This is a genomic window from Xanthobacter nonsaccharivorans (assembly GCF_043194755.2).
GTDB classification, from domain to species: domain Bacteria; phylum Pseudomonadota; class Alphaproteobacteria; order Rhizobiales; family Xanthobacteraceae; genus Xanthobacter; species Xanthobacter autotrophicus_G.
The window spans coordinates 640,947-662,489 of record NZ_CM195526.1; the positions used below are offsets into that span (position 1 = coordinate 640,947).

General features: G+C 65.9%; 18 protein-coding genes. 13 read left to right on the forward strand and 5 right to left on the reverse strand.

What is annotated here, in order from left to right; genetic code table 11:
- The first annotated feature begins 1 nt into the window (after nucleotide 1).
- The 10 genes from V5F59_RS02905 to V5F59_RS02950 all read left to right on the forward strand — a co-directional run bounded on the left by V5F59_RS02905 (nucleotide 2) and on the right by V5F59_RS02950 (nucleotide 12,474).
- Nucleotides 2–967: an NADPH:quinone oxidoreductase family protein gene (locus tag V5F59_RS02905; RefSeq protein WP_393983184.1), complete on the forward strand. Its 966-nt coding sequence runs from the start codon at nucleotides 2–4 to the stop codon at nucleotides 965–967.
- Nucleotides 964–1,758 carry an enoyl-CoA hydratase/isomerase family protein gene (locus V5F59_RS02910; protein ID WP_393983185.1) on the forward strand — a complete coding sequence of 265 codons (795 nt, stop codon included), beginning with the start codon at nucleotides 964–966 and terminating at the stop codon, nucleotides 1,756–1,758. Before V5F59_RS02905 ends, V5F59_RS02910 begins: the two co-directional genes overlap by 4 nt.
- 169 nt (nucleotides 1,759–1,927) lie before the next feature.
- A complete protein-coding gene (locus tag V5F59_RS02915) occupies nucleotides 1,928–3,136 on the forward strand; it encodes an ABC transporter substrate-binding protein (RefSeq protein ID WP_393983186.1) in 1,209 nt (402 codons plus the stop codon).
- A gap of 88 nt (nucleotides 3,137–3,224) precedes the next feature.
- Entirely contained in the window at nucleotides 3,225–4,433 is a 1,209-nt protein-coding gene (locus tag V5F59_RS02920) for an ABC transporter substrate-binding protein (protein WP_393983187.1), read from the forward strand.
- Between the two features lie 68 nt (nucleotides 4,434–4,501).
- Complete coding sequence (locus tag V5F59_RS02925) at nucleotides 4,502–6,196, forward strand: class I adenylate-forming enzyme family protein (protein WP_393983188.1); 1,695 nt, start codon at nucleotides 4,502–4,504, stop codon at nucleotides 6,194–6,196.
- A 14-nt stretch (nucleotides 6,197–6,210) separates the two neighbouring features.
- Nucleotides 6,211–6,987, forward strand: a complete 777-nt coding sequence (locus tag V5F59_RS02930; RefSeq protein ID WP_393983189.1) for a glucose 1-dehydrogenase — start codon at nucleotides 6,211–6,213, stop codon at nucleotides 6,985–6,987.
- Nucleotides 6,988–7,009: 22 nt separating this feature from the next.
- The gene (locus tag V5F59_RS02935) at nucleotides 7,010–7,885 is read left to right on the forward strand and encodes a MaoC family dehydratase (protein ID WP_393983190.1); all 876 of its coding nucleotides are present in this window, start codon (nucleotides 7,010–7,012) and stop codon (nucleotides 7,883–7,885) included.
- Between the two features lie 39 nt (nucleotides 7,886–7,924).
- Complete coding sequence (locus V5F59_RS02940) at nucleotides 7,925–9,889, forward strand: AMP-binding protein (RefSeq protein WP_393983191.1); 1,965 nt, start codon at nucleotides 7,925–7,927, stop codon at nucleotides 9,887–9,889.
- Between the two features lie 47 nt (nucleotides 9,890–9,936).
- On the forward strand, nucleotides 9,937–11,148 hold the full coding sequence (locus V5F59_RS02945; RefSeq protein WP_393983192.1) for an ABC transporter substrate-binding protein: 1,212 nt from the start codon (nucleotides 9,937–9,939) through the stop codon (nucleotides 11,146–11,148).
- A 174-nt stretch (nucleotides 11,149–11,322) separates the two neighbouring features.
- A complete protein-coding gene (locus V5F59_RS02950; RefSeq protein WP_393983205.1) occupies nucleotides 11,323–12,474 on the forward strand; it encodes a benzoate/H(+) symporter BenE family transporter in 1,152 nt (383 codons plus the stop codon).
- A gap of 315 nt (nucleotides 12,475–12,789) precedes the next feature.
- Here the strand turns inward: V5F59_RS02950 and V5F59_RS02955 are convergent, their stop codons facing one another.
- The 5 genes from V5F59_RS02955 to V5F59_RS02975 form a co-directional block, all read right to left on the reverse strand.
- Nucleotides 12,790–13,500: an ABC transporter ATP-binding protein gene (locus V5F59_RS02955; RefSeq protein ID WP_393983193.1), complete on the reverse strand. Its 711-nt coding sequence runs from the start codon at nucleotides 13,498–13,500 to the stop codon at nucleotides 12,790–12,792.
- Nucleotides 13,493–14,248, reverse strand: a complete 756-nt coding sequence (locus tag V5F59_RS02960; RefSeq protein WP_393983194.1) for an ABC transporter ATP-binding protein — start codon at nucleotides 14,246–14,248, stop codon at nucleotides 13,493–13,495. Before V5F59_RS02960 ends, V5F59_RS02955 begins: the two co-directional genes overlap by 8 nt.
- Nucleotides 14,248–15,291: a branched-chain amino acid ABC transporter permease gene (locus V5F59_RS02965; protein ID WP_393983195.1), complete on the reverse strand. Its 1,044-nt coding sequence runs from the start codon at nucleotides 15,289–15,291 to the stop codon at nucleotides 14,248–14,250. The genes V5F59_RS02960 and V5F59_RS02965 overlap by 1 nt, the downstream gene beginning before the upstream one ends.
- Nucleotides 15,292–15,484: 193 nt before the next feature.
- A complete protein-coding gene (locus V5F59_RS02970) occupies nucleotides 15,485–16,369 on the reverse strand; it encodes a branched-chain amino acid ABC transporter permease (RefSeq protein ID WP_393983196.1) in 885 nt (294 codons plus the stop codon).
- A 30-nt stretch (nucleotides 16,370–16,399) separates the two neighbouring features.
- Nucleotides 16,400–17,701 carry an ABC transporter substrate-binding protein gene (locus V5F59_RS02975; protein ID WP_393983197.1) on the reverse strand — a complete coding sequence of 434 codons (1,302 nt, stop codon included), beginning with the start codon at nucleotides 17,699–17,701 and terminating at the stop codon, nucleotides 16,400–16,402.
- Nucleotides 17,702–18,065: 364 nt separating this feature from the next.
- Between V5F59_RS02975 and V5F59_RS02980 the strand changes: the two genes are divergently transcribed.
- From V5F59_RS02980 to phbB, 3 genes are all read left to right on the forward strand, one after another.
- Nucleotides 18,066–18,938, forward strand: a complete 873-nt coding sequence (locus tag V5F59_RS02980) for a MaoC/PaaZ C-terminal domain-containing protein (protein WP_393983198.1) — start codon at nucleotides 18,066–18,068, stop codon at nucleotides 18,936–18,938.
- A 40-nt stretch (nucleotides 18,939–18,978) separates the two neighbouring features.
- Nucleotides 18,979–20,625 carry a class I adenylate-forming enzyme family protein gene (locus V5F59_RS02985; protein WP_393983199.1) on the forward strand — a complete coding sequence of 549 codons (1,647 nt, stop codon included), beginning with the start codon at nucleotides 18,979–18,981 and terminating at the stop codon, nucleotides 20,623–20,625.
- A 149-nt stretch (nucleotides 20,626–20,774) separates the two neighbouring features.
- A complete protein-coding gene (gene phbB / locus V5F59_RS02990) occupies nucleotides 20,775–21,494 on the forward strand; it encodes an acetoacetyl-CoA reductase (protein ID WP_393983200.1) in 720 nt (239 codons plus the stop codon).
- Nucleotides 21,495–21,543 lie beyond the last annotated feature (49 nt).

Genomic DNA, 21,543 nt, shown 5'->3' on the forward strand with positions numbered 1-21,543 from the left:
AATGGAAGACGTGCAGGCCCCTTCGCCCGGGGCGCACGAGGTGGTGGTGGATGTCGAGGCGGCGGAGGTCAACTACCCCGACATCCTGATGATGGAGGGGCGCTACCAAGTGAAGCCGTCGCTGCCCTTCGTGCCGGGTAAGGGCGTGGCGGGGCGGGTGGCCGCCACAGGCAGCGCGGTGGCGGATCTCGTCCCCGGCCAGCGGGTTGCCGTGCAACTGGAGCACGGCGGCTTTGCCGCGCAGGTGCGCGCACCCCGCGCCTGGTGCTACCCGGTGCCGGACGGCATCGACGCGACAACGGCGGCGGCCAGCGTGCTCACCTACCAGACCGCATGGTTCGCCTTCACCGACCGCGCAGCGTTGAAGCCCGGGGAGAGCGTGCTCGTCCTCGGCGCCGGGGGCGGCGTCGGCATCGCCGCCATCCAGCTCGCCAAGGTGCTCGGCGCGGGGTGTGTGATCGGCGGCACCCGCTCGACGGCGAAGGCCGACCTCGTGCTGCGCGCCGGCGCCGACCATGTAGTGGACCTCGCCGCCCCCGATCTGCGGAATAGCCTGCGCGGCCGTGTGCACGAATTGACCGATGGACGCGGCGTCGATGTCATCATCGATCCGGTGGGCGGGGCGGTGTTCGAGCCGGCGCTGCGCGCGTTGGCCTGGCGCGGGCGCCTGGTGGTCATTGGCTTCACCGGAGGTGAGATTCCCGTGGCGCGCGCCAATTATCTGCTGGTGCGCAACATCGCGGTGCTGGGCCTGCAAGGCTCCGATTATCGGGACCGCTGGCCCGAAGCGTGCGCAGAGGCCCAGGCGCGGATCTTCGAATTCATCCGCGCCGGTGCCTTCGCGCCCGAGATCGGCGCCATCTATCCGCTCGCGCATTTCGCGGAGGCGCTCGCCGTGCTCGCAGCCGGCGATGCGCGGGGCAAGATCCTGCTGGCGCCCGGCGCGGAAACGAAGGTGGTGCCATGAGCGAAGGATTGGTGCGGATGGAGGTGCAGGACGGAGTTTGCGTCCTGACCCTGAACAACCCGCCGCTCAACCTCGTCACCCTCGCCCTGACGCGCCGCCTCGACGCGGTGCTGGACCGGGCGCTGGAGCTGGCGCGGGCGGGAGCTCTGCGCGCCCTCGTCGTCACGGGGGCGGGCGAGAAGGCGTTCTGCTGCGGTTCGGACGTGTCCGAGTTTCCGCCCCTGATGGCGCCGGGCAAGGTCGTGCCCGGCAAGCTCGGCCCGGAGAATACTGCGTTCGGGAAGGTGGCCGGGTTCCCCCTGCCGACCATCGCGGCGGTCAACGGCCTCGCGTTCGGCGGGGGGCTGGAGCTTGCCTGCTGCTGTGACCTGATTGTCGCCGATGCGGGCGCCCGGCTCTGCCTGCCGGAGGTCAAGCTCGGGCTGATCCCAGGCAGCGGCGGGACGGTGCGCGTGACGCGGCGGATCGGCGAGGGGCGGGCGCGCGAATTCATGCTCATCGCCGATCCCATCGATGCCGCGACCGGCCTCGGCTGGGGTCTCGTGAACCGCGTGGCTCCGCCGGGAGGCGCGCTGGCCGGCGCGATGGAGTTGGTCGCCCGCCTGGACGGCCGCTCCCGGCACGCCATCGCGCTGTGCAAGCAGGCCATCGACCTTGCCTACGACCGCTCCACCGAGGAGGCGATCCCGGTCGTGCTCGACCTGAGCGACAGGGCCTTCAGCAGCGCCGATGCGCAGGAAGGGCTGAGGGCCTTCCTGGCAAAGGAGGCGCCGCGCTTCGGGCGGCAGTAAACACATGTATTCAAGGAGGACACTATCCACAGATTGTGTGTCTTTTTATACTTACTAAAATATCAGATTATATATATAAAGCAATGCGTTTACTGGATGGCACGAGAGGTGCATTGCGGCTGCAAAATGTCTATTAGCACCGGAACAAAAACACATGGGAGTAAATGCCATGAGGACATGGGCGATTGTCTGTGCGGCCCTGCTAGCGAGTGCTGGGTTAACTGCAGCTCGGGCTGCGGAAGAGATCAAGATCGGCGTTATGTCCGATATGGCCGGTCCGGACAGCGACATGTCGGGAGCAGGATCCGTTCTCGCTGCTCAGATGGCCATTGAAGATTTCGGCGGCAGCGTCGCCGGTCGCAAGATAATCCTGACCTCTGCTGATCATCAGCGCAAAGCGGACGTCGCCGCGTCTCTCGCGGCGCGCTGGTATGACAACGAGGGGGTAGATCTCATCCTCGACGTCGGTTTTTCCTCCGCCGCGCTCGCGGTCCAGGAAATCAGCAAGCAGCGCGGCAAGGTCGCGATCTTCGCCACCGCCGCAACCTCCGATCTCACAGGCAAGGCGTGTTCGCCCACCGGTTTCCATTGGGTCTATGATACGAAGGCCGTCGCTAATGGCACCGCCGCAGCTGTAACCCGCGAAGGCGGGAAGAGCTGGTTCTTCGTGACGTCCGATTACGCCTTCGGACACGCGCTGGAGCGGGACGCGACGGCGGTGATCACCGCCAATGGCGGCACGGTCATCGGTCAGGTCCGCCATCCTGTGTCCACTGGCGACTTCTCCTCCTTCCTGCTGCAGGCGCAAGGCTCCAAAGCGCAGGTGATCGGACTCGCCAATTCAGCCAACGACCTGGCCAACTCGATCCGGCAGGCTAGCGAATTCGGCATCGCGCGAGGTGGGCAGGTCGTCGCAGCGCTTCTCGTTTTCATCACCGACGTGCGCAGTCTTGGTTTGCAGGTAGCGCAAGGCATCCGCCTGACCGAGAGCTTCTACTGGGATCTCGACGAGAAGACGCGCGCCTGGTCGGAACGCTTTGCCAGGCGTCACAACGGCCGCATGCCGACCATGATCCAAGCGGGCATATACAGTGCCACCACTCATTATCTCAAGGCGGTTGCCGCAGTCGACAGCAAAGACGGTCCGGTCGTCGCCAAACAGATGCGCGAAATCCCAGTAACTGACTTCATGACCAAAAATGCAAAGATCTGGCCATCTGGCTGGATCAATCGTGACTTCTATCTGTTCGAGGTCAAGAAGCCCAGCGAGTCCAAGAGTCCTTGGGATTACTACAAATTGGTCGCCACGATTCCTGCCGACGTCGCCCACCCCGTAGGGTCTGATGATGCTTGTCCTCTGATGTCCAGGAACAACTGATCCCCTTCACGCTCGGGATGCCTATCAAGGCGGGCGTGCCCCTCTCCTGAGGGGCGCAGCGTGTTTGAAGAAAGACGAGAGGAAGCTCATGAAGACCTGGATTCTTGCGTGCGCAGCCGCCCTGTTGGTCGGCTGCCTTCATACAGCCGTCGCGGCCGAAGACGTGAAGATCGGGGTGCTGACTGATATGGCCGGCCCGGATAGCGACAATTCGGGGGCCGGCTCGGTGCTTGCCGCCCAGATGGCCGTCGAAGACGCGGGCGGCACAGCCGCCGGCCGAAAGGTCGTGCTGATTTCGGCGGATCATCAACGCAAAGCTGACGTGGCCTCCGCCCTGGCCACCCGATGGTATGACAATGAGGGTGTGGATGTCGTCGTGGATGTCCCGTTGTCGTCGGCGGCGCTGGCGGTGCAGGAGATCGCCCGTCAGAGAAACAGGGTCGTCCTTTTCTCCACCGCGGCGACCTCCGACCTCACCGGCAAGGCGTGTTCACCCACCGGCTTCCACTGGACCTACGATACCGAAGCTGTGGCCAACGGCACGGCGGCGGCTGTCACCAAGGATGGCGGCAAGACCTGGTTCTTCATCACCTCGGACTATGCCTTCGGCCACGCGCTGGAGCGCGACGCCACCAAGGTCATCACCGACAATGGCGGCAAGGTGGTCGGCGGTGTGCGCCACCCCGTGTCCGCCTCCGACTTCTCCGCCTTCCTGCTCCAGGCGCAGTTATCCAAGGCCCAGGTGGTTGGCCTTGCCAATTCCGCCACCGACCTCACCACCACCATCCGCCAGGCCAATGAGTTCGGCATCCAGGCGGGGGGCCAGAAGCTCGCCGCCCTGCTCGCCTTCATCTCCGACGTGCACTCCCTCGGGCTGCCGGTGGCCAAGGGTATCCGCCTCACCGAGAGCTTCTACTGGGACCAGAACGATGAGACCCGCGCCTGGTCCAAGCGCTTCGCCGAACGCAGCGGCGGGCGGGTGCCGACCATGAACCAGGCTGGCGTCTACAGCGCCGTGCGCCATTACCTGAAGGCGGTGGACGCAGCGGGGACCAAGGACGGCCCGGTCGTGGCCGCGAAGATCCATGAAATCCCGGTCAACGACTTCATGAGCAAGAATGTGAAGGTGCTGCCCAACGGCTGGGTGAACCGCGATTTCTATCTGTTCGAGGTGAAGTCCCCGGCCGAGTCCAAGGGGCCCTGGGACTATTACAAGCTGATCGCCACCGTTCCGGCAGATGTCGCGAAGCCCGCTGCGACGCACGATGCCTGCCCGCTGATGAAGAAGGGTGGCTGATACCGGCCGCCGACAAGAGGGCGCCGCCGTCCACGACGGCGGCGCGACAAGACAGCCGGAGCAAACTCGTGACCCCTCCTTTATTGACCTTGCTCAATCCCACCACTGCGCGGGCCTTCTATGACCGCGGCCTGTGGTGCGAGGAAACGCTCTACATGGTCGTGGCCCGCCATGCCGCCGAGCGGCCGGACGCCTATGCGCTCCGGGATCGCCGGCACCGCCTGACCTGGGCACAGCTCAAGACCTGGGTGGACGCGGTGGCCGCCGACCTTCACGCCGCCGGTCTCGCCCAAGGCGACCGGGTGGCCATCTGGCTGCCCAGCCGGGTGGAGACCCTGGTGACCTTCCTCGCCTGCTCCCGCAACGGTTATGTGGGCATCCTCTCGCTCCACCAGAACCATACCGTCAACGAGGTGTCGATCCTGCTGGAGCGCTGCGGGGCGAGGGCGTTCGCCGGCCAGCCCGGCTACGGGGCGGACGCCGCCCAAAACGACATCTTCCTGCGCCTCACCGCGTCCGGCGCTATGCGGCGCATCTATGCGCTCGAGCCCCTCGATCGCCCCGAGGCCCCTCTGCCCGAGGGCGCAGCCGCCTTTCCGCAGCCGGCGTCCGGCGTCGCCCCTCCGCCGGTCGCCACCGACCCGGATAAGGTGGTCTATATCGCTTTCACCTCGGGCACGACCGGCCAGCCGAAAGCCCTGATGCATTCGGACAACACCCTGCTCGCCAACGGTCGCGCCATGGTCGAGGATTGGGGCCACGGCGCCCAGACCATCCTCTATTGCCTCGGCCCGCTCAGCCACCACCTCGCCATCGTCGGCGTCGAGCAGGCCCTGGCGGCAGGCTGCGAGTATGTCACCAACGACTTGCCCAAAGGCACCAGCGCCCTCGACCGGCTGATCGAGACCGGCGCCACCTACGTCATGGGCGTGCCCACCCACGCCATCGACATCCAGCAGGAGGCTACGGCCCGCGGGCTCGACCGGCTCGGAGCCGTGGAGGTGTTCTACATGTCCGGGGCCTCTATCGCGCCCGAAGTGGCGCGGCGCTTTCTCGACTACGGTGTCATTCCGCAGAACACCTACGGCATGACTGAAGGTGGAACCCAGACCACCACTCTGCGCTCGGACAGCTTCGAGACCATGGTGGGCACCGTGGGACAAGGCTGCGGTCGCGCCAACCCCTGCTACGAGCTGAAGGTCTTCAGGGCCGACGACCACGACACTCCGGCGACGCCGGGCGACGTGGGCGAACTCGGCGGGCGCGGCGCGGCGCTGATGCTCGGCTACTTCGCCAACCAGGATGCCACTGAGGCCGCCTTCAACCGGCATGGTTGGCTCATGTCCGGTGACCTCGCCCGCACCGACCAAGCCGGCAACATCGTCATCGTCGGCCGCGCCAAGGACATCATCATCCGCGGCGGCCACAACATCTATCCGGTGGAGATCGAGAGCCTCGTCCTGCGCCACCCCGACGTGGCGAAGGCCGCCGCCTTCCCCATGCCGGACGCACGCCTCGGCGAGAAGGTCTGCCTCGCGGTAATTCCGACGGCCGGCCGCACTGTGAATGGCACACAGTTGCTGGAACACTTGGCGGCCGAAGGACTCTCAAAGTTCGATATGCCCGAATACTTCATGGCGGTGGAGGCTTTGCCCATGACGGCCGGCGGCAAGATCTTGAAGCGGGCCCTGGTCGAGCAGGCCAAGGCCGGCGAGATCGAGGCCGAGCCCGTGCGCTACCGCGCGCCCAACACAGCAGCCTGAGGATGGACATGCACATGGCAAATGCGCGCGCCGCGCGCGTGCTCGCTGGAAAGGTCGCCATCGTCACCGGCGCGGCCTCCGGTATCGGCCGGGCGCAGGCCCGGCTGTTCGCCGCCGCCGGCGCCGCCGTGGTGGCCGTGGACCGCGACGCAGCCGGGGTGGAGGCGGTCGCCGCCGGCATCACGGAGGATGGCGATATCGCCCTCGGCCTTGGCGCCGACCTGACGGACGCCGCCGGCATCGCCCGCGTGGTGGCCGCCGCTACCGCGCGCTTCGGGCGCATCGACATCCTCGGCAACACCGCTGGCCTGCACGACGGCTACATCCGCTCGTTGGAGACCACGGACGAGATCTGGGACCGCGTGTTCGCGGTGAACGTGAAGGCGGTGTTCCGCCTTACCAACGCCGTGCTGCCGGGCATGCTGGCTCAGGGCGGGGGCGTCATCGTCAACATCGCCTCGGTGTCCGCCACCATCGCTGGCGGCGGCGGGCCGGCCTATACGGCCAGCAAGCACGCCGTGCTCGGCTACACTCGCCAGATCGCATACGACTACGGGCGCAAGGGCATCCGCGCCAACGCCTTGTGCCCCGGCATGGTGGAGACCGGCATGACCCGCGACGTGCTCGCCGATCCCACCTCGAAGTTGGTGAAGGCGGTCACGTCCGTTCCCGCCGGCCGATATGGCCAGCCGGAGGACATCGCGGCGGCGGCCCTGTTCCTCGCCTCCGACGCCGCCGCCTTCATGCACGGCGCGGCGATGCTGGTGGACGGCGGCCTGACCGTGAAATGAGGCTCCATCAAGGACGAGCGGCATGAGCATCGACTATTCCGCCCTCAGGAACCGGCCGTTCCCGCCGAAGGCGCACCGCTACGGCCCGAAGGACTGCATCCTCTACGCTCTGGGCGTCGGTGCCGGCATGGACCCGGCAGACGCGGGCGCCCTCGCTTGGCTCTACGAGAAGGACCTGAAGGTGCTGCCGACCATGGCCGTGGTGCTCGGCTATCCCGGCTTCTGGCTGCGCGCGCCGGACAGCGGGCTGGACTGGCAGACGGTGCTGCACCTGGACCAGGAGCTGGTGCTGCACCGTCCGCTCGACACGGCCGGGGAGGTGGTGGGCCATACTCGGATCGAGGAGGTCTACGACCGGGGCGTCGTGGACGGGGTGCCGCGCGGCGCGCTGATGGTGACGCATCGCGACATCCGCGACGCGGGAACGGGGAGGCTTCTCGCCACCGTCCGGCAGACCGAGCTGTGCCGGGGGGAGGGTGGGTTCGGCGGCCCCCCGCCGCCGCCCCGTCCGGCCATCGCCCTGCCGGACCGGATGCCCGACGCCGTGCTCGACCTTCCCACCTCGCCTCAGGCGGCGCTGATCTACCGGCTCTCCGGCGACGACAACCCGTTGCACGTGGACCCGGAGGTGGCCCGACAGGCGGGCTTCGAGCGGCCCATCTTGCACGGCCTCTCCACCTTCGGCATGGCGGGGCGCGCGGTGCTGGCGGCGCTGTGCGGCAACGCCCCCGCCCGGCTGAAGGCGCTGCGCGCCCGCTTCACCGCGCCCGTGCTGCCGGGGCAGACCCTGCGCTTCGAGCTGTGGCGCGAGGCGCCGGGCCGTGGCGCCTTCCGAGCGCTGGCGGACACCGGCCGCCTCGTGCTCGACGGCGGGGCGGCGGAGTTCGACCCCGATTGACGACGGGCGCCCGCGCGCCCTGGAGGACACAGCATATCCATGGAACAGATCGACCCCATCGCCGACGCCGGCCTGATCGCCCGGGCCAGCTGGCACCCCACCGAAGCGCAGAGGCGCGAAGCCAACTGGACGCGCTTCCTCGCCTTCGCCGGCCTTGAGGACTACCCGGCCCTGGAGGCCCGCGCGGCGTCGGACCCCGATTGGTTCTGGCGTCGGATGATCGACTTCCTCGACGTGCGCTTCGAGACGCCGTTCACCGCCGTGCGGGACCTCTCGGCCGGTATCGCCCACGCCCGCTGGTGCGTCGGCGGGCGCATGAACACGACGGCGACGCTGCTCGACCGCCACCTCGCCGCCGGGCGCGGCGACCATCCCGCGCTGGTGTTCGAGGCCGAGGACGGCGCCGTGCGCGAGGTGAGCTATGCCGGCCTCGCGCGGCAGGTGGATGCGCTGGCCGCCGGCCTCGTGCGCAAGGGCGTGCGGCCGGGCGACGTGGTGGGCTTGTTCATGCCCATGATCCCGGAGGCGGTGGTGGCCTTCCTCGCGGTGGCGCGGGCGGGCGGCGTGGTGCTGCCGCTGTTCTCGGGCTTCGGCGCGGCGGCGCTGGCCTCGCGGCTGTCGGACGTGGGCGCGGTGGCGGTCATCACCGCCGAGGGCACGGTGCGGCGCGGCCGCCCGAGCCCCATGAAGGCGACCCTCGACGCCGCGCTGGCGCAGGCTCCGGCCGTGCGGCGCGTGGTGGTGGTGCCCACCGCGCGGACCGCGCCCATGCAGGCCGGCCGCGACCTGTGGTGGGACGAGGTGGCGACCGCGCGGGAGCCGTTCGCGCCGGTGATCGTGGGTGCCGAGCACCCGGTTATGGTCATCCACACCTCGGGCACCACCGGCAAGCCCAAGGGCACGGTCCATACCCATTGCGGCTTCACCGTGAAGACCGGCGAGGACTACCTGCTCGCCTTCGACCTGAAGCCCTCCGACCGCTGGATCTGGATGAGCGACATGGGCTGGCTCATCGGGCCGATCCAAATCGTCGCCACGCTCATGGCCGGCGCCACGCTGCTGCTGGCCGAGGGCGGCCCGGATTATCCTGAGGCCGGCCGCCTGTGGCGCATGGTTCGGGACCACCGGCTCACCATGCTCGGCCTCAGCCCCACCATCGCCCGCCTCATGAAGGCCCATGGCGCCGCCGAGGCGGAGAAGTACGACCTCTCCAGCCTGCGCGCCGTGGCTTCCACCGGCGAGCCGTGGGACCTCGCCTCCTGGGCCTGGATCATGGAGTATGTGCTGAAGGGGCGCGGCCCGCTCATGAACAATGCGGGCGGCACCGAGGTCGGCGGCATCCTCGCCACCAACGTGCTCTTCCCCATCAAGCCCACCAGCTTCCACGGCCCCATCCCCGGCACCGGCGCCGACATCGCCGCCGAGGACGGCTCCAGCGTCCCCGCGGGGGAGGTGGGCGAACTGGTGATGCGCGAGGCGTGCATAGGCCTCACCCGGAGCCTATGGCGGGACGAAGCGCGCTACATGGAGGGCTACTGGAGCAGCTTCCCCGGCGTCTGGACCCATGGCGACTGGGTTTCCCGCGACGCGGACGGCTTCTGGTTCGTCCACGGCCGTTCCGACGACACCATCAAGCTAGCCGGCAAGCGCACCGGGCCGGCGGAGATCGAGGCCCTGCTGCTCGCCACCGGCAAGGTGAAGGACGCCGCCGCAGTGGCCGTGCCCGACCCGGTGAAGGGCGAGGTCGTGGTGTGCGCCGTGGTGCCCGCCGCGGGGGTCGAGGCCGGCGCGGCGCTCGCGGAGCTGCTGTCGCGGGCGGTGACGGGCGGCCTCGGCGCCCCCTTCAAGCCGCAGCGGGTGCTGTTCGTGTCGGACCTGCCGCGCACCCGCAACCTGAAAGTCATGCGGCGCGTGATCCGCGCCGTTCTGACGGGCACCTCGCCCGGCGACCTCGCGGCCCTCGTCAACCCCGAAACGGTGACAGAACTGCGCCGCCTGACGTGATCCACAAATCAGCCGCCCCGGCGGTCATATCTCAAGGGAGGAAAATCGTGTCGCCAACAAAACCTCTCGCTGGCCTGCTCGCGCTCGCGCTCCTGTGCGGGCCCGCAGCAGCAGCCGACAGCGTGATCAAGATTGGTGTGCTCACCGATATGTCCGGTCCGAACTCGGACCTTGCGGGCGCCGGCTCCGTGCTGGCAGCCCGCTTGGCGGCGGAGGACGGGGAACGGCTTTTCCCGGGCAAGAAGATCGAGGTGGTTTCCGCCGATCATCAGAACAAGGCCGACATCGCGTCTTCGATCGCCTCGCGGTGGTTCGACATCGAAGGCGTTGACGTGATTGTCGACGTGCCTTTCTCGTCGGCGGCCCTGGCGGTACAGGAAGTCGCGCGACGGAGGGAGAAGGTCGTGCTGTTCTCAGGCCCGGGCTCTTCGGATCTTACTGGCAAGGCTTGTTCGGCGACGAGCTTCCATTGGGCTTACGATACCCAGGCTGTGGCAAACGGCACCGCGGGTTCAGTCACCAAGGCTGGCGGAGACACATGGTTCTTCCTGACCTCGGACTACGCCTTCGGTCATGCACTGGAGCGCGACGCACGCGCCGTCGTTATAGCGAACGGCGGCAAGGTGCTCGGGTCGGTCCGTCACCCGGTCTATACGCCGGACTTCTCCTCATTCCTGCTCCAGGCGCAGAACTCGAAGGCGAAGGTGATCGGTCTGGCAAATGCTGCCACCGACGCTGTTAACACCATTCGTCAGGCGAGCGAGTTCGGCATCGTGGAGAACGGTCAGCAATTGGCCGGCCTTCTGGTGTTCCTCACCGACGTGCATTCACTGGGTCTTCAGGCAGCGAAAAAACTCCGCCTCACGGAGAGTTTCTATTGGGATCAGAACGATGCCACGCGTGATTGGTCGAAGCGGTTCTCCGACCGTTTCGACGAGCGTAAGCCAACCATGGTGCATGCTGGTGTCTACAGTGCTGTAAACCATTATCTCAAGGCAGTGGCGGATGTCGGCTCCACCGACGGCAAGGCCGTGGCGTCGAAGATGCACGCGACACCCGTCTCCGACTTCATGACAAAGAACGCCAATATCCTTCCAAATGGCTGGGTGGACCGCGACTTCTACTTGTTCGAGGTCAAGTCGCCTTCCGAGTCGAAGGGAGCTTGGGACTACTACAAGCTCGTCGCCACCATACCCGCGGTTCAGGCCAAACCGCGGGTGGCGCTTCAGGACTGCCCGATCTCGGCGCGGGCGCAGTGATGCCCAGGGAGAGCACGTGCAGATCAGTTCGCGCCGCAAGCTGATCGGAGGCCGTGCTCTCCACCTTCAAGCGGAAGGGCGATCACCGGGCGTTGGAAGACAATCATCTTCCTTCTAGGCGACTTGCTTGTGTGCGTACGGCTGAATTCAAGTGCGAAGGGACCGGCATTGAGCGTGTCGCTTATTGTGTCTGCGATTGTCGCAACACTCGTGGGACTGGGAAACACGCTAACTGTCATTCCTGCGGCCGCAGGGGCAATTGGTGCAACTCCCGCAGAAACCTCATCCTGGATCGCTTCAATTTGTATATCTGTGGCGGCCACCAGTGCATTTCTTTCCGTGCGCTATCGCATGCCCATTGTTGCAGCATGGTCGCTCCCCGGCGCGGCAATGGTCGCGAGCTTCGGTCCTGGCGCTGACATGGCCACGGCGTCCGGCGCTTTTGTGGTCGCCGGGGCACTTATGGCTGCCTGCGCGGCCATAAGGCCGCTCGGAACGCTGGTGTCACGCATTCCCGGCACGGTAGCGGCGGCGATGCTGGCTGGGGTGCTGCTGCGCTTTGTTACCGCGCTCGCCGATAACGCAGCGCAGAATCCCCTGCTCATTCTACCAGTGATCGTCATTTACTTTGTGATGCGAAGACTTGCTTCCAATTGGGCTGTCCTGGGTGCCTTTGTCTTTGGAACTCTGGTCTCCCTGGTCCTGAGCGAGGTGGGGCCGATTCCCGCGCCCCAGCTTTCCCCCCTCGTCTGGACCACGCCGCGCTTTGAAGCCTCCACCCTTGTCGGGCTCGGCCTGCCGCTGTTCCTTGTGACGTTCGCCGCGCAGAACTTACCCGGCTTTGCCGTGCTTCGGGCGAGCGGATACGCCCCCCCCATACGGCCCATTCTCGCCACCATGGGGCTCGCGTCGGTCGTAAGCGCGCCTTTCGGGGCGCACGCGACAAATCTCGCAGCCCTCACCGCGGCGCTTTGTACAGGCCGGGACACACACCCGGACCCCAGGAAACGGTGGGTTGTGGGTATCGTGTTTGGAGGCTTCCACCTCGTGCTTGCGGCCGCGGGGGCATCACTGGTCGGTGTCTTTGCTGCATTTCCGCAGTCTTTCGTCGCGACCATCGCCGGCCTCGCCCTGCTGTCTCCGCTATCAGGCTCGCTCACCGCGGCGCTCGCAGAAAACGATCACCGGATAGCCGCCGTCGCAACTTTCGCCACCACGGCATCGGGAATCTCGGTGCTCGGCCTGGGCTCTCCCGTCTGGGGCCTCGGCGCGGGCCTTTTCATCATGCTCATCGATCGCTGGAGGCGGAGCGCATCCTTTCACTAGCAATGTCGACGACATCCATCGGCGACGAAGCACTGGAACATCACAGACATGGGCGGGGCCGGATCGGGGACCGATGGTGAGGAGGGGGCTCGGGACTCGCGCCACTCGGGCCTCGACCCCGCACACTACGGTAGCTGCGTTTCACCGCCACGCGGGTGTGTCGGACAGCAACTGTCCGGCGGTAGGCAGGCGGGTGTGTCGCCGTCGTGTACCGGCCGGCCCGCGGCAGAAGTTGGTCGAGCACCATGCCTACCCCCTCAAGCGCGCGGAGCCGTGCGATCACTCCGTCCTTCCTCGCGCGAATGGACGGAGTGATCAGATCATTAGGTACTTGCGCTTGACGTCGTCGTTCTGCTCAAGCTCATCGAATGTCCCTTCGAAGCGGATACGCCCCTTCTCGATGACGTAGGCCCGGTCGGCAATCGAACCGGCAAAATGAATGTTCTGCTCAGCCAGGAGAATGGTCAGCCCGCCCGCCTTGAGCACTTTGATCTGCCTCGACAGCTCCTGAACGATGATCGGTGCGACCCCCTCCACCGGCTCGTCCAGCAGCAGGAGGTCCGGGTTGCCCATCAGTGTGCGGCCAACTGTGAGCATCTGCTGCTCGCCGCCGGACAGATAGCCGCCGAGCCTATCCTGAAGGCGATGCAGCAAGGGAAACAGTTCGAAGATGCGCTCGATGGTCCAAGGGGGACCATTTCGATTCGGGTTGGCCTTGCGTCCCAAAGCAAGGTTTTCACGCACCGTCAGGTCGGGGAAGATCAGCCGCTCGTCCGGGACGTAGCCGATACCGAGCTGCGCGATCTTGTGGGTCGGCAGGCCTGCCACCTCCTTGCCGCGATAGCGGATGGCGCCCTTCGTCACCTGGGCGAGGCCGACGATGGATTTCAGCGTCGTGGTCTTGCCCGCGCCGTTGCGTCCGAGCAGGCACACCGCCTCGCCCTGGCGCACCTTCAGCGAGAGATCGAACAGGATGCGGCTGGAACCGTATTGCGAGCAGATGCCCGCCATCTCGAAATCAGCCATGAATGCTTTCTCCCAGATAGAGCTTCTGCGCATCTTCGTTGCGGCGGATCTCCTCCGGGGTTCCGGAGACGATCATGGTGCCCCGGCTCAGCAGCGTGATGCGCTCGGCGTATTTGAATACGGCGGCGATGTCGTGCTCGGTGAACACCACGGTGATCCCGAGGTCGCGGTTGAGCGCCGCCACCAGATCCATCGTGCTCTCGGCCTCCTCGCGAGACATTCCGGCGGTCGGTTCGTCGAGCAGCAGCAGCTTCGGTTTGCCCGAGAGCGCCAGTGCGAGCTCGAGCCGCTTCTTGTCGCCCTGGGACAGGCGCCCGGAGACAATCCCCGCCCGGGAGGCAAGGCCGCACTGGTGGATGATCTCGTCCGTCTGGTCGAGGGCGAGCCCCCGGGCAGGCCTGAAGAACTCTAGGCTGAGCCCGGTCTGCGCCTGCACAGCGGTACGCACGTTCTCGAACACCGTCATCCGGTGGAAGATGTTCGAGACCTGGAAGGCGCGGGAGATCCCGAGCTTGACGATGCGCTCGGGTGCGGCGCGGGTAATCTCCTCGCCAGCGAACACGATGGTGCCGGCGTCGGCACGGTGATAGCCGGTGAGCAGGTTGAAGAATGTGCTCTTGCCGGCGCCATTCGGGCCGATGATCGCGTCGAGCGCGCCGCCGCGCACCGCATAGGTCAGGTCGTTGGTGACGTGCAGGCCGCCGAAGCTCTTCTTCAGCCCACGGATGTCGAGGATAGCACCGGTCATCAGTTCACCTCCCCCGGCCGGACCACGGCCTCGTCGGCCCCCGCCTCCCGCTTGCGCCGCCGCGCGAAGCGTTCGCGCAGGGCGCCGAGCCAGCCCATCACCCCGTCGGGCGAGAATAGGACGATGAGGAGAACCACTGTGCCGATGGTCAGCGGCCAGTATTGCGTGAGGCTGGTGACCACCGCATGCAGCACTGTGTAGATGATCGCCCCCAGCATGGGCCCGGCAAAGAATGGGGCCCCCCCGATGAGGGTGATGATCACACCTACGCCCGAATGCTGCCAACCGAGGAGGCTCGGCGAGATGGAGCGGATCAGCGGTCCCCATAGCCCGCCCGCCATGCCGGCGAAGGCGGCGGCGATAACAAAGTTGATCCACATCTGCAGGCGCATGTTGATGCCGAGGAAGCGCGTGCGTCGCGGATTGTCGCGCATCGCACGGAGCGTGTAGCCGAACGGCGAGTGCACGATCAGCCACATCACCACGAGGGCGGCCAGGACGATGGCGAGCGACATATAGAAATAGGCTCGCGGATCGCGCAAAGCCAACGGAGGCAGGAGGCCCTGCATACCGTTGTCGCCGCCGGTGACTGAATAGGACGAGAACACCACGAAGTAGAGGAGTTCGCCGAAGGCCATCGACAGCACGGCGAAGTAGATGCCGGTGAGTCGCACGCACAGCACGCCGACCACCGCCGCTGCGATGGCAGCCACCGGCACCGCAGCCAGCAGCGACAGGAAAAAGCCGACGTAGCCGATATCGCCGTCCACGCTGAAAAAGCGCATGGAAAGCGCGGTGCCGTAGGCGCCCAGGCCAAAATAGGCAGCATGGCCGAAGGAGATTTGCCCCATGTATCCGTAGATCAGATTGAAGCTCATACCAAACAAGCCGAGCAACAGGATCTCATTGGCCACATGGATCCAGAAGTCGCCCGGAAGAATCACTGGAATGCCGGCGGCTACCACGGCGAGGAGGACAATCATGACCAGCGAAAGGGAATCTCCCGGTTGCACCCGGTCACGTGATTTCGAGGGGTTGATCATTGCGTGTGTTCCGTTCTGCGCCTGCGGGACGGGCCCTGCCGGCGGCGGTTGTCCTCTCGCGAGAGGCTTTGCGCGGCGGCCGGCCGCCTTCATCCTTTACAGGCGGCCTGCTGTCGCCAGGGCGCGAGCGCGTCCGCGACCTTGGAGGAGGAGGCGTCCCGCATCCGCAGGCGATGCGGGACGCACGCGGGATCTAGGTTCGCAGCTCCGTGCCGAGCAGGCCCCAGGGGCGGAACACGAGGACCGCGATCACGATCAGGTAGATCATCGCCAAGGCGCCGTCGGGCCAAATGAGGATTGAGAACGCATAGACCGTCCCGACGATGATCGAGGCGATAAAGGTTCCGGCAATGCTGCCAAACCCGCCGATGACCACCACCGCGAAGCATTGGATAATGATGTCGGTGTCCATGCCCAGCGCCACCGGCATCAGCGGCAGGCAGACACCAGCGGCGAAGCCGGCGAAGCCGATGCCCAGACCGAAGACGCCCGCATAAATCCAAGAGATGGGGATGCCCAGGGCGTTCACCATGTCCCGACTGTAGACGGCCGCCCGCACGATGTGTCCATAGCGGGTGAAGCGGAAGAAGCCCCACATGGCAAGACCCGCAACGACGCCGATGCCGATGATCACGAAGTAATAAGGATTCACGAACGTGTCGAGCATCTCCATCGGCTCGATGGCGAGCACGATCTGGCGGTCTGCGGTGCCCCAGATCAACTTTATCAGGTCACCGAGGATCAACACGAGGGCGAAGGTCAGCAGCAACTGCTCCGGCAGCTCGCGATGGTACATGCGCCGGATGAGCACTCTCTCGATAATGCAGCCGAGCACGAACATGCCCACCGAGGTGATGGCGATGGCTGCGGCAAGGGTCCCCATGCCTTCGCCACCCAGGCTCTCGAAGACCGTGTAGGTGATGTAACCGCCCAGCAGCCAGAAAGTGGCATGAGCGAAGTTCAGGATGTTCATCACCCCGAAGATCAGCGACAGTCCCGCCGAGAGAAGAAACAGGACCATCGCCCGCGACAATCCAGCCAGAAGTTGGATCATGATGAAATTCAGATCGAGCGGCATACCACTCCCCATTCCACCTACAGGACAGGTTCAGGCCCGCTTCTTGCGCACCGCCTCTAGCTCGGCGCAGCTGCGCTCCACTTCCTTCGCATCGACCCGAACCAACGTCTTGAGGTCGTAGATGGGGAAGGGGTAGTCCGGCGTATCGGTGATGGTGCCGACGAAGCCGGCCGGAATGGCGAGCTGGTTGCTGCATTCGGCAAAGGCCGCCTGACCGCGACAGGTGTCGATGGTCGCCCCGGTGAGCGCCTTGCGCAGGGATTCGCTGTCGATCTGGCCGCTCTTCTTGGCGGCCTGCTCGATGGCGTAAAGCGCGTCGAGATGCATGCAGGCCCAATCGGTGGGATAGGTCTTCGGGCCGTTGTTCTCTTGGTGGAGCTTGATGTAGCGCTGCATCACCGGCTCGTTCAGCAAGGCGAAGAAAGGCGCGCGGGTCACGCCGATAAGGCCGCGCTCGAGGGTCTTGGTCTGCTGCTGCATGTCGGCGACAGTGATCAGGCCGCCGGGATAGACAACCTTGCGGAACATGCCGTTGGCCTTAGCCTGGAGCATGAACGTCGCGCTGTCCTTGGCAGACATAGCACCGAAGCAGAAGTCGGGCTGGGCGGCCATAATCGCGGCGATATAGGGCGCGAAGTTGGTTTCGCCGAGCTTGAACCAGAACTCTTTGGTCAGCTCGACGCCTGGCGTGCGCTGCGTAAAGACCTCAATGAAGCCCTTTTGCTGCGCGCGCCCCCATTCGTAGTCCTGCCCGATGGTGACGAACCGCTTCCAGTTCTTGTCCTTCGCCATCTGCGCGAGCGTCACCGCGATGGCGGCCGATTCCATCTGGCTGTTGGGGGTAACGAGGAAGGTATAGGGCGAATAATTTTCGGCGATGAGCTGGGAGCTATTTCCGCAGGCCGAGATGTGAAGGACCTTCTGCTCGTAGGCGATCTCCTGTACCGCGAGCGCCGAGGCGCTGCTCCAGGTGCCGATGACCGCATGCACCTTCTGCCGGTCGATCAGGTCGCGGGCCTCGCGGGCGGCGGCTTCCGGCTTGCTCTGTTCATCGCGGAAGATGAGCTCGATGGGATACTTACCGAGCAGGCCCCCGCGCTTGTTGAGTTCGGCCACGCCGTAGGTCACGGCCTGGATCGCACTCTCGCAATAATTGCTGCCCGGGCCGGTGGCGGAAAGGATGAGGCCCAGGCGGAACCGCTCCGCCTCTGCATGAGCGAACCGCGGTGTAAGGGTTGCAACACCAGCGGCCAGGCTGGTCACCAGGAAATGACGCCTGTCGATCGAGCCGACGAACTTGTCCCACTGCATCCTGTATTTGCCGTCCGTCATCTGAGCCTCCCATTATTCTGCTTTTCGCGAAGGTCGCGCTTGCTTGGCACATGAACACCAGCAACGAACGTGCCAACGGCGAATTAAGCCTCCTCAAATGGAAAACAGCTGAAAACCACAGTATCTCGCGATCCAGCTCTGTGTCTCACAAGTACACAACCTTCCCTTCATGTCGCCAGAAAGGACATGATGCATCGCGGCAATTTGTGATTGCATTGCAATATTTTACAGACTCCAACCCTCGGCTAGGCATAACGCTGATTGGCAAGGTAATTGCTTTTTGAGCTTAACATCCCTGAGGAGCCTGAGGCTCCGAAGGCACCAGCCGTTGGGAGTAAGCATGTCTTTAGACGCAGGAGCTCTGTTGGCCAGGACGTTTCCGCCCCTCGAATTCAGCTACGGATCCCGCGAGGCCATCATCTATGCGCTGTGCGCCGGCATGGGCCAGGATCCGCTCGACCGGCGCGAGCTCGACTTCGTCTACGAGCCCCGCCTCAAGCTGCTTCCCACCCTGCTGACCGCCGCCGCCTGGGACTATCGCTTCATCGAGGGGAGCGGCATCGACGAGGTGATGATCCTGCACGGCGCGCAGCGCGTTACCGTGCACGCCCCGCTGCCTCCGGCCGCCACCGTAGTCAACCGCTTTCGCATCGCCGACATCTTCGACAAGGGTCCGGGACGCGGCGCGGTCGTCGTCGCGGAGACGGAACTGCGGGAAAAGGCGAGCGGGCGTCTGCTGTGCACCCATCTGTGGACCTCCTACGCCCGCGGCGAAGGCGGCTTCGGGGGGCCACGCGGGCTGTCCGAACCGCCGGTAACGGTGCCCCACCGCGAGCCGGACGCCGTGGTCGCCGCCGCCACCACCACCTCCTCCTCAACGCTCTACCGCCTGCTCGGGGATGTGAATCCGCTGCACGTGGATCCGGACGTGGCCATCGCGGCCGGCTTCCCGCGCCCCATCCTACACGGGCTCTGCACCTATGCGATCGTCAGCCGCGCCATCGTCGCCGCGGCCTGCGGGTATGCACCAGAGCGGCTCGCGATGTTGGATTGCCGCTTCCTCGCCCCCGCTTTTCCCGGCGACAGCATCGACACCGAAATGTGGGTGGATACCGGTACCGCGACCTTCCGCGCCACCGCGCGCGAGCGCGGCGTGGAGCTTGCCCGCGGTACCGCGCGCCTCGCCGATTCCGCGCCACCGCCTGCGGTCTCCGCGGCGGCGATGACGCCGGCATGACCCTGCCCGACCAATCCCCTTCCATCGCGAGCCGAGGCCGATGAGCCGTTTCCTCACCCTGCACGATCCCGACAACGCCCAGCGGTTCTACGCCGAAGGCCACTGGCGCCCCGAGACCTTCTACGCTTTGCTGCAGCACAACGCGGAATGTACCCCGGACGCCTGCTTCCTCCGCGACAGCTATCGCCGCCTCACCTATGCCGAGGCACTCGCCTGGGTGGAGATACTGGCGGCGCGCTTCGCCGCTGCCGGCCTGCATCGCGGCGAACGAGTCGCCATCTCCGCGCCCAATCGGGTGGAGGTGCCACTAGTGTTCCTCGCCTGCTCGCGCAACGGCTATGCCTGCAATCCTTCGCTGCACCAGAACTACACGACACGCGAAGTTCTGCAGCTGATCGAGCGCATCGGCGCGAGGGCACTGGTGGCGCTGCCCGGCTACGGGGTTGACGGCGCCATCCACGATCGGGCCGACGCCGCCGAAGCCTTAGGTGGCCTGCGCCGGGTGTTCCGCCTCGGGCACGGCGCCGATGCTGGGGAGTTGAGCCCGGACGCCGGCGAGGGCGCCCCGCCCCCACCGCTGCTCAGCCCCGACAAGGTGGTCTATCTGGCCTTCACCTCCGGCACCACGGGCACGCCCAAGGCGGTGATGCACTCCGACAACACGCTGCTCGCCAACGCCCGCCCAATGGTGGCCGACTGGGGCCACGACGCCGGCACCGTGCTGTTCTCCATGAGCCCGCTCAGCCACCACAACGGTTGGGTCGCTCTCGGCCAGGTGCTGGTGTGCGGCGGCGAACTGGTGGTGAACGACCTGCCCTCCAGCCGAGGCGTGCTCGATCGCATTGTGGCGGTGGGGGCCACATACCTGATGGGCGTGCCCACCCACGCCATCGACCTCATCGCCGAGGCGCGCGCCCGGGGCGCCGAGCGCATCGGCCGGGTGAGGACCTGGTACGTCGCCGGGGCGACCATTCCGCCCGACGTCTCGCGCTCCATCGTCAGCCTCGGCGCGCGGCCACAGAACGTCTATGGCATGACGGAGAATTCTTCCCACCAGTATCCCCTGCCGAACGACAGCTTCGAGGTGATGACCACCACCTGCGGCCGGGCCAACGCCGGCTACGAGGTGGCGATCTTCGACCCCGAGAACACCGACCGCATGCTGGGCCCCGGCGAGACCGGGGAGATCGGTGGGCGGGGCGCCTGCCTCATGCTTGGCTATTTCGACAATCAGGGCGCCACCGAGAAGTCGTTCAACTCCGATGGCTGGTTCCTGACCGGGGATCTCGGCCGGTTGGACGCGGACAATTGCCTGTCGATCGTCGGCCGCAGCAAGGACGTCATCATCCGCGGCGGGCACAATATCTATCCGGGGCACATTGAGAACCTGTCGGTGACCCACCCCCTGATCGAGAAGGCTGCAGCTTTCGCGGTGACCGACCCCCGCCTTGGCGAGAAGGTCTGCCTGGCGGTGACATTGAGCGAAAGCGCCGCGCTCTCGCCCGACCAGATCCTGGAGCACCTGCACACCAAGGGGCTCTCCAGATACGACATGCCGGAGTACGTACTACCGCTCGAGGTCATGCCCACCACGGCCAGCGGCAAGATCCTGAAGCGCGAATTGTCCGAGCTGGTGCGCGCGGGCTCCGTCACCCCCACTCCTGTGCGATTCCAGGCGGCGGTCTAGCGCTCGCGCCGATCGGCAAAACGCGGTTCCGATCTTCCAGTCAGAGCGCGATCCCATCGGAGCAGAGTGGTTCGAGGGAAAAGTGTTTCAACGGATATGCCGTCCCGGCGTTCGGCCGCAAACGGGATAGATGACAACGGAGACCTCCCATGAGAGTTGCATTGGTGACTGGCGGCACCCGAGGCATCGGGGCCGCGATCTCCATCGCCCTGCGCGATGCCGGCTACCGGGTGGCGGCCAATTTCGGCAGCAATGCCGCCGCCGCGGAGGCGTTCCATCAGCGCACGTCGATCCCGGCGTTCCAGTGGGACGTGGCGAGCCACGAGGCGTGCCGCGCCGGCGTTGCGGCCGTCACTGAGGCGCTCGGTTCGGTGGACGTGCTGGTGAACAATGCCGGCATCACCCGCGACCGCGCCTTTCACCGCATGTCGGACGACGACTGGTTCGCGGTGATGAACACCAACCTTAATTCGGCGTTCTACATGTGCCGGAGCGTGGTGGCCGGCATGCGAGAGCGCAAGTTCGGCCGCATCGTTAACATCTCGTCCATCAACGGCCAGAAGGGCCAGTTCGGCCAGGCGAACTATTCCACCGCCAAGGCGGGAATGTTCGGCCTCACCAAGGCTCTGGCGCTGGAATACGCCAAGCACGGCATCACCGCCAACGCCATCGCACCCGGCCACGTGGACACGGACATGATCCGCGCCGCCCCGCCCGCCTTGCTCGACCAGATGCGCGCGGACGTTCCCATCGGCCGCCTCGGCACGCCGGAGGAGATCGCCCGCTGCGTCGTATTCCTGGCCGCCGACAACGCCGGCTTCCTGACCGGCTCCACCATCACCGCCAACGGCGGCACCTACCTGACCTGACGCACCCGAAGCCGGATCTTTCCGGTTCGGCCCCATTTACGAGGTTTTC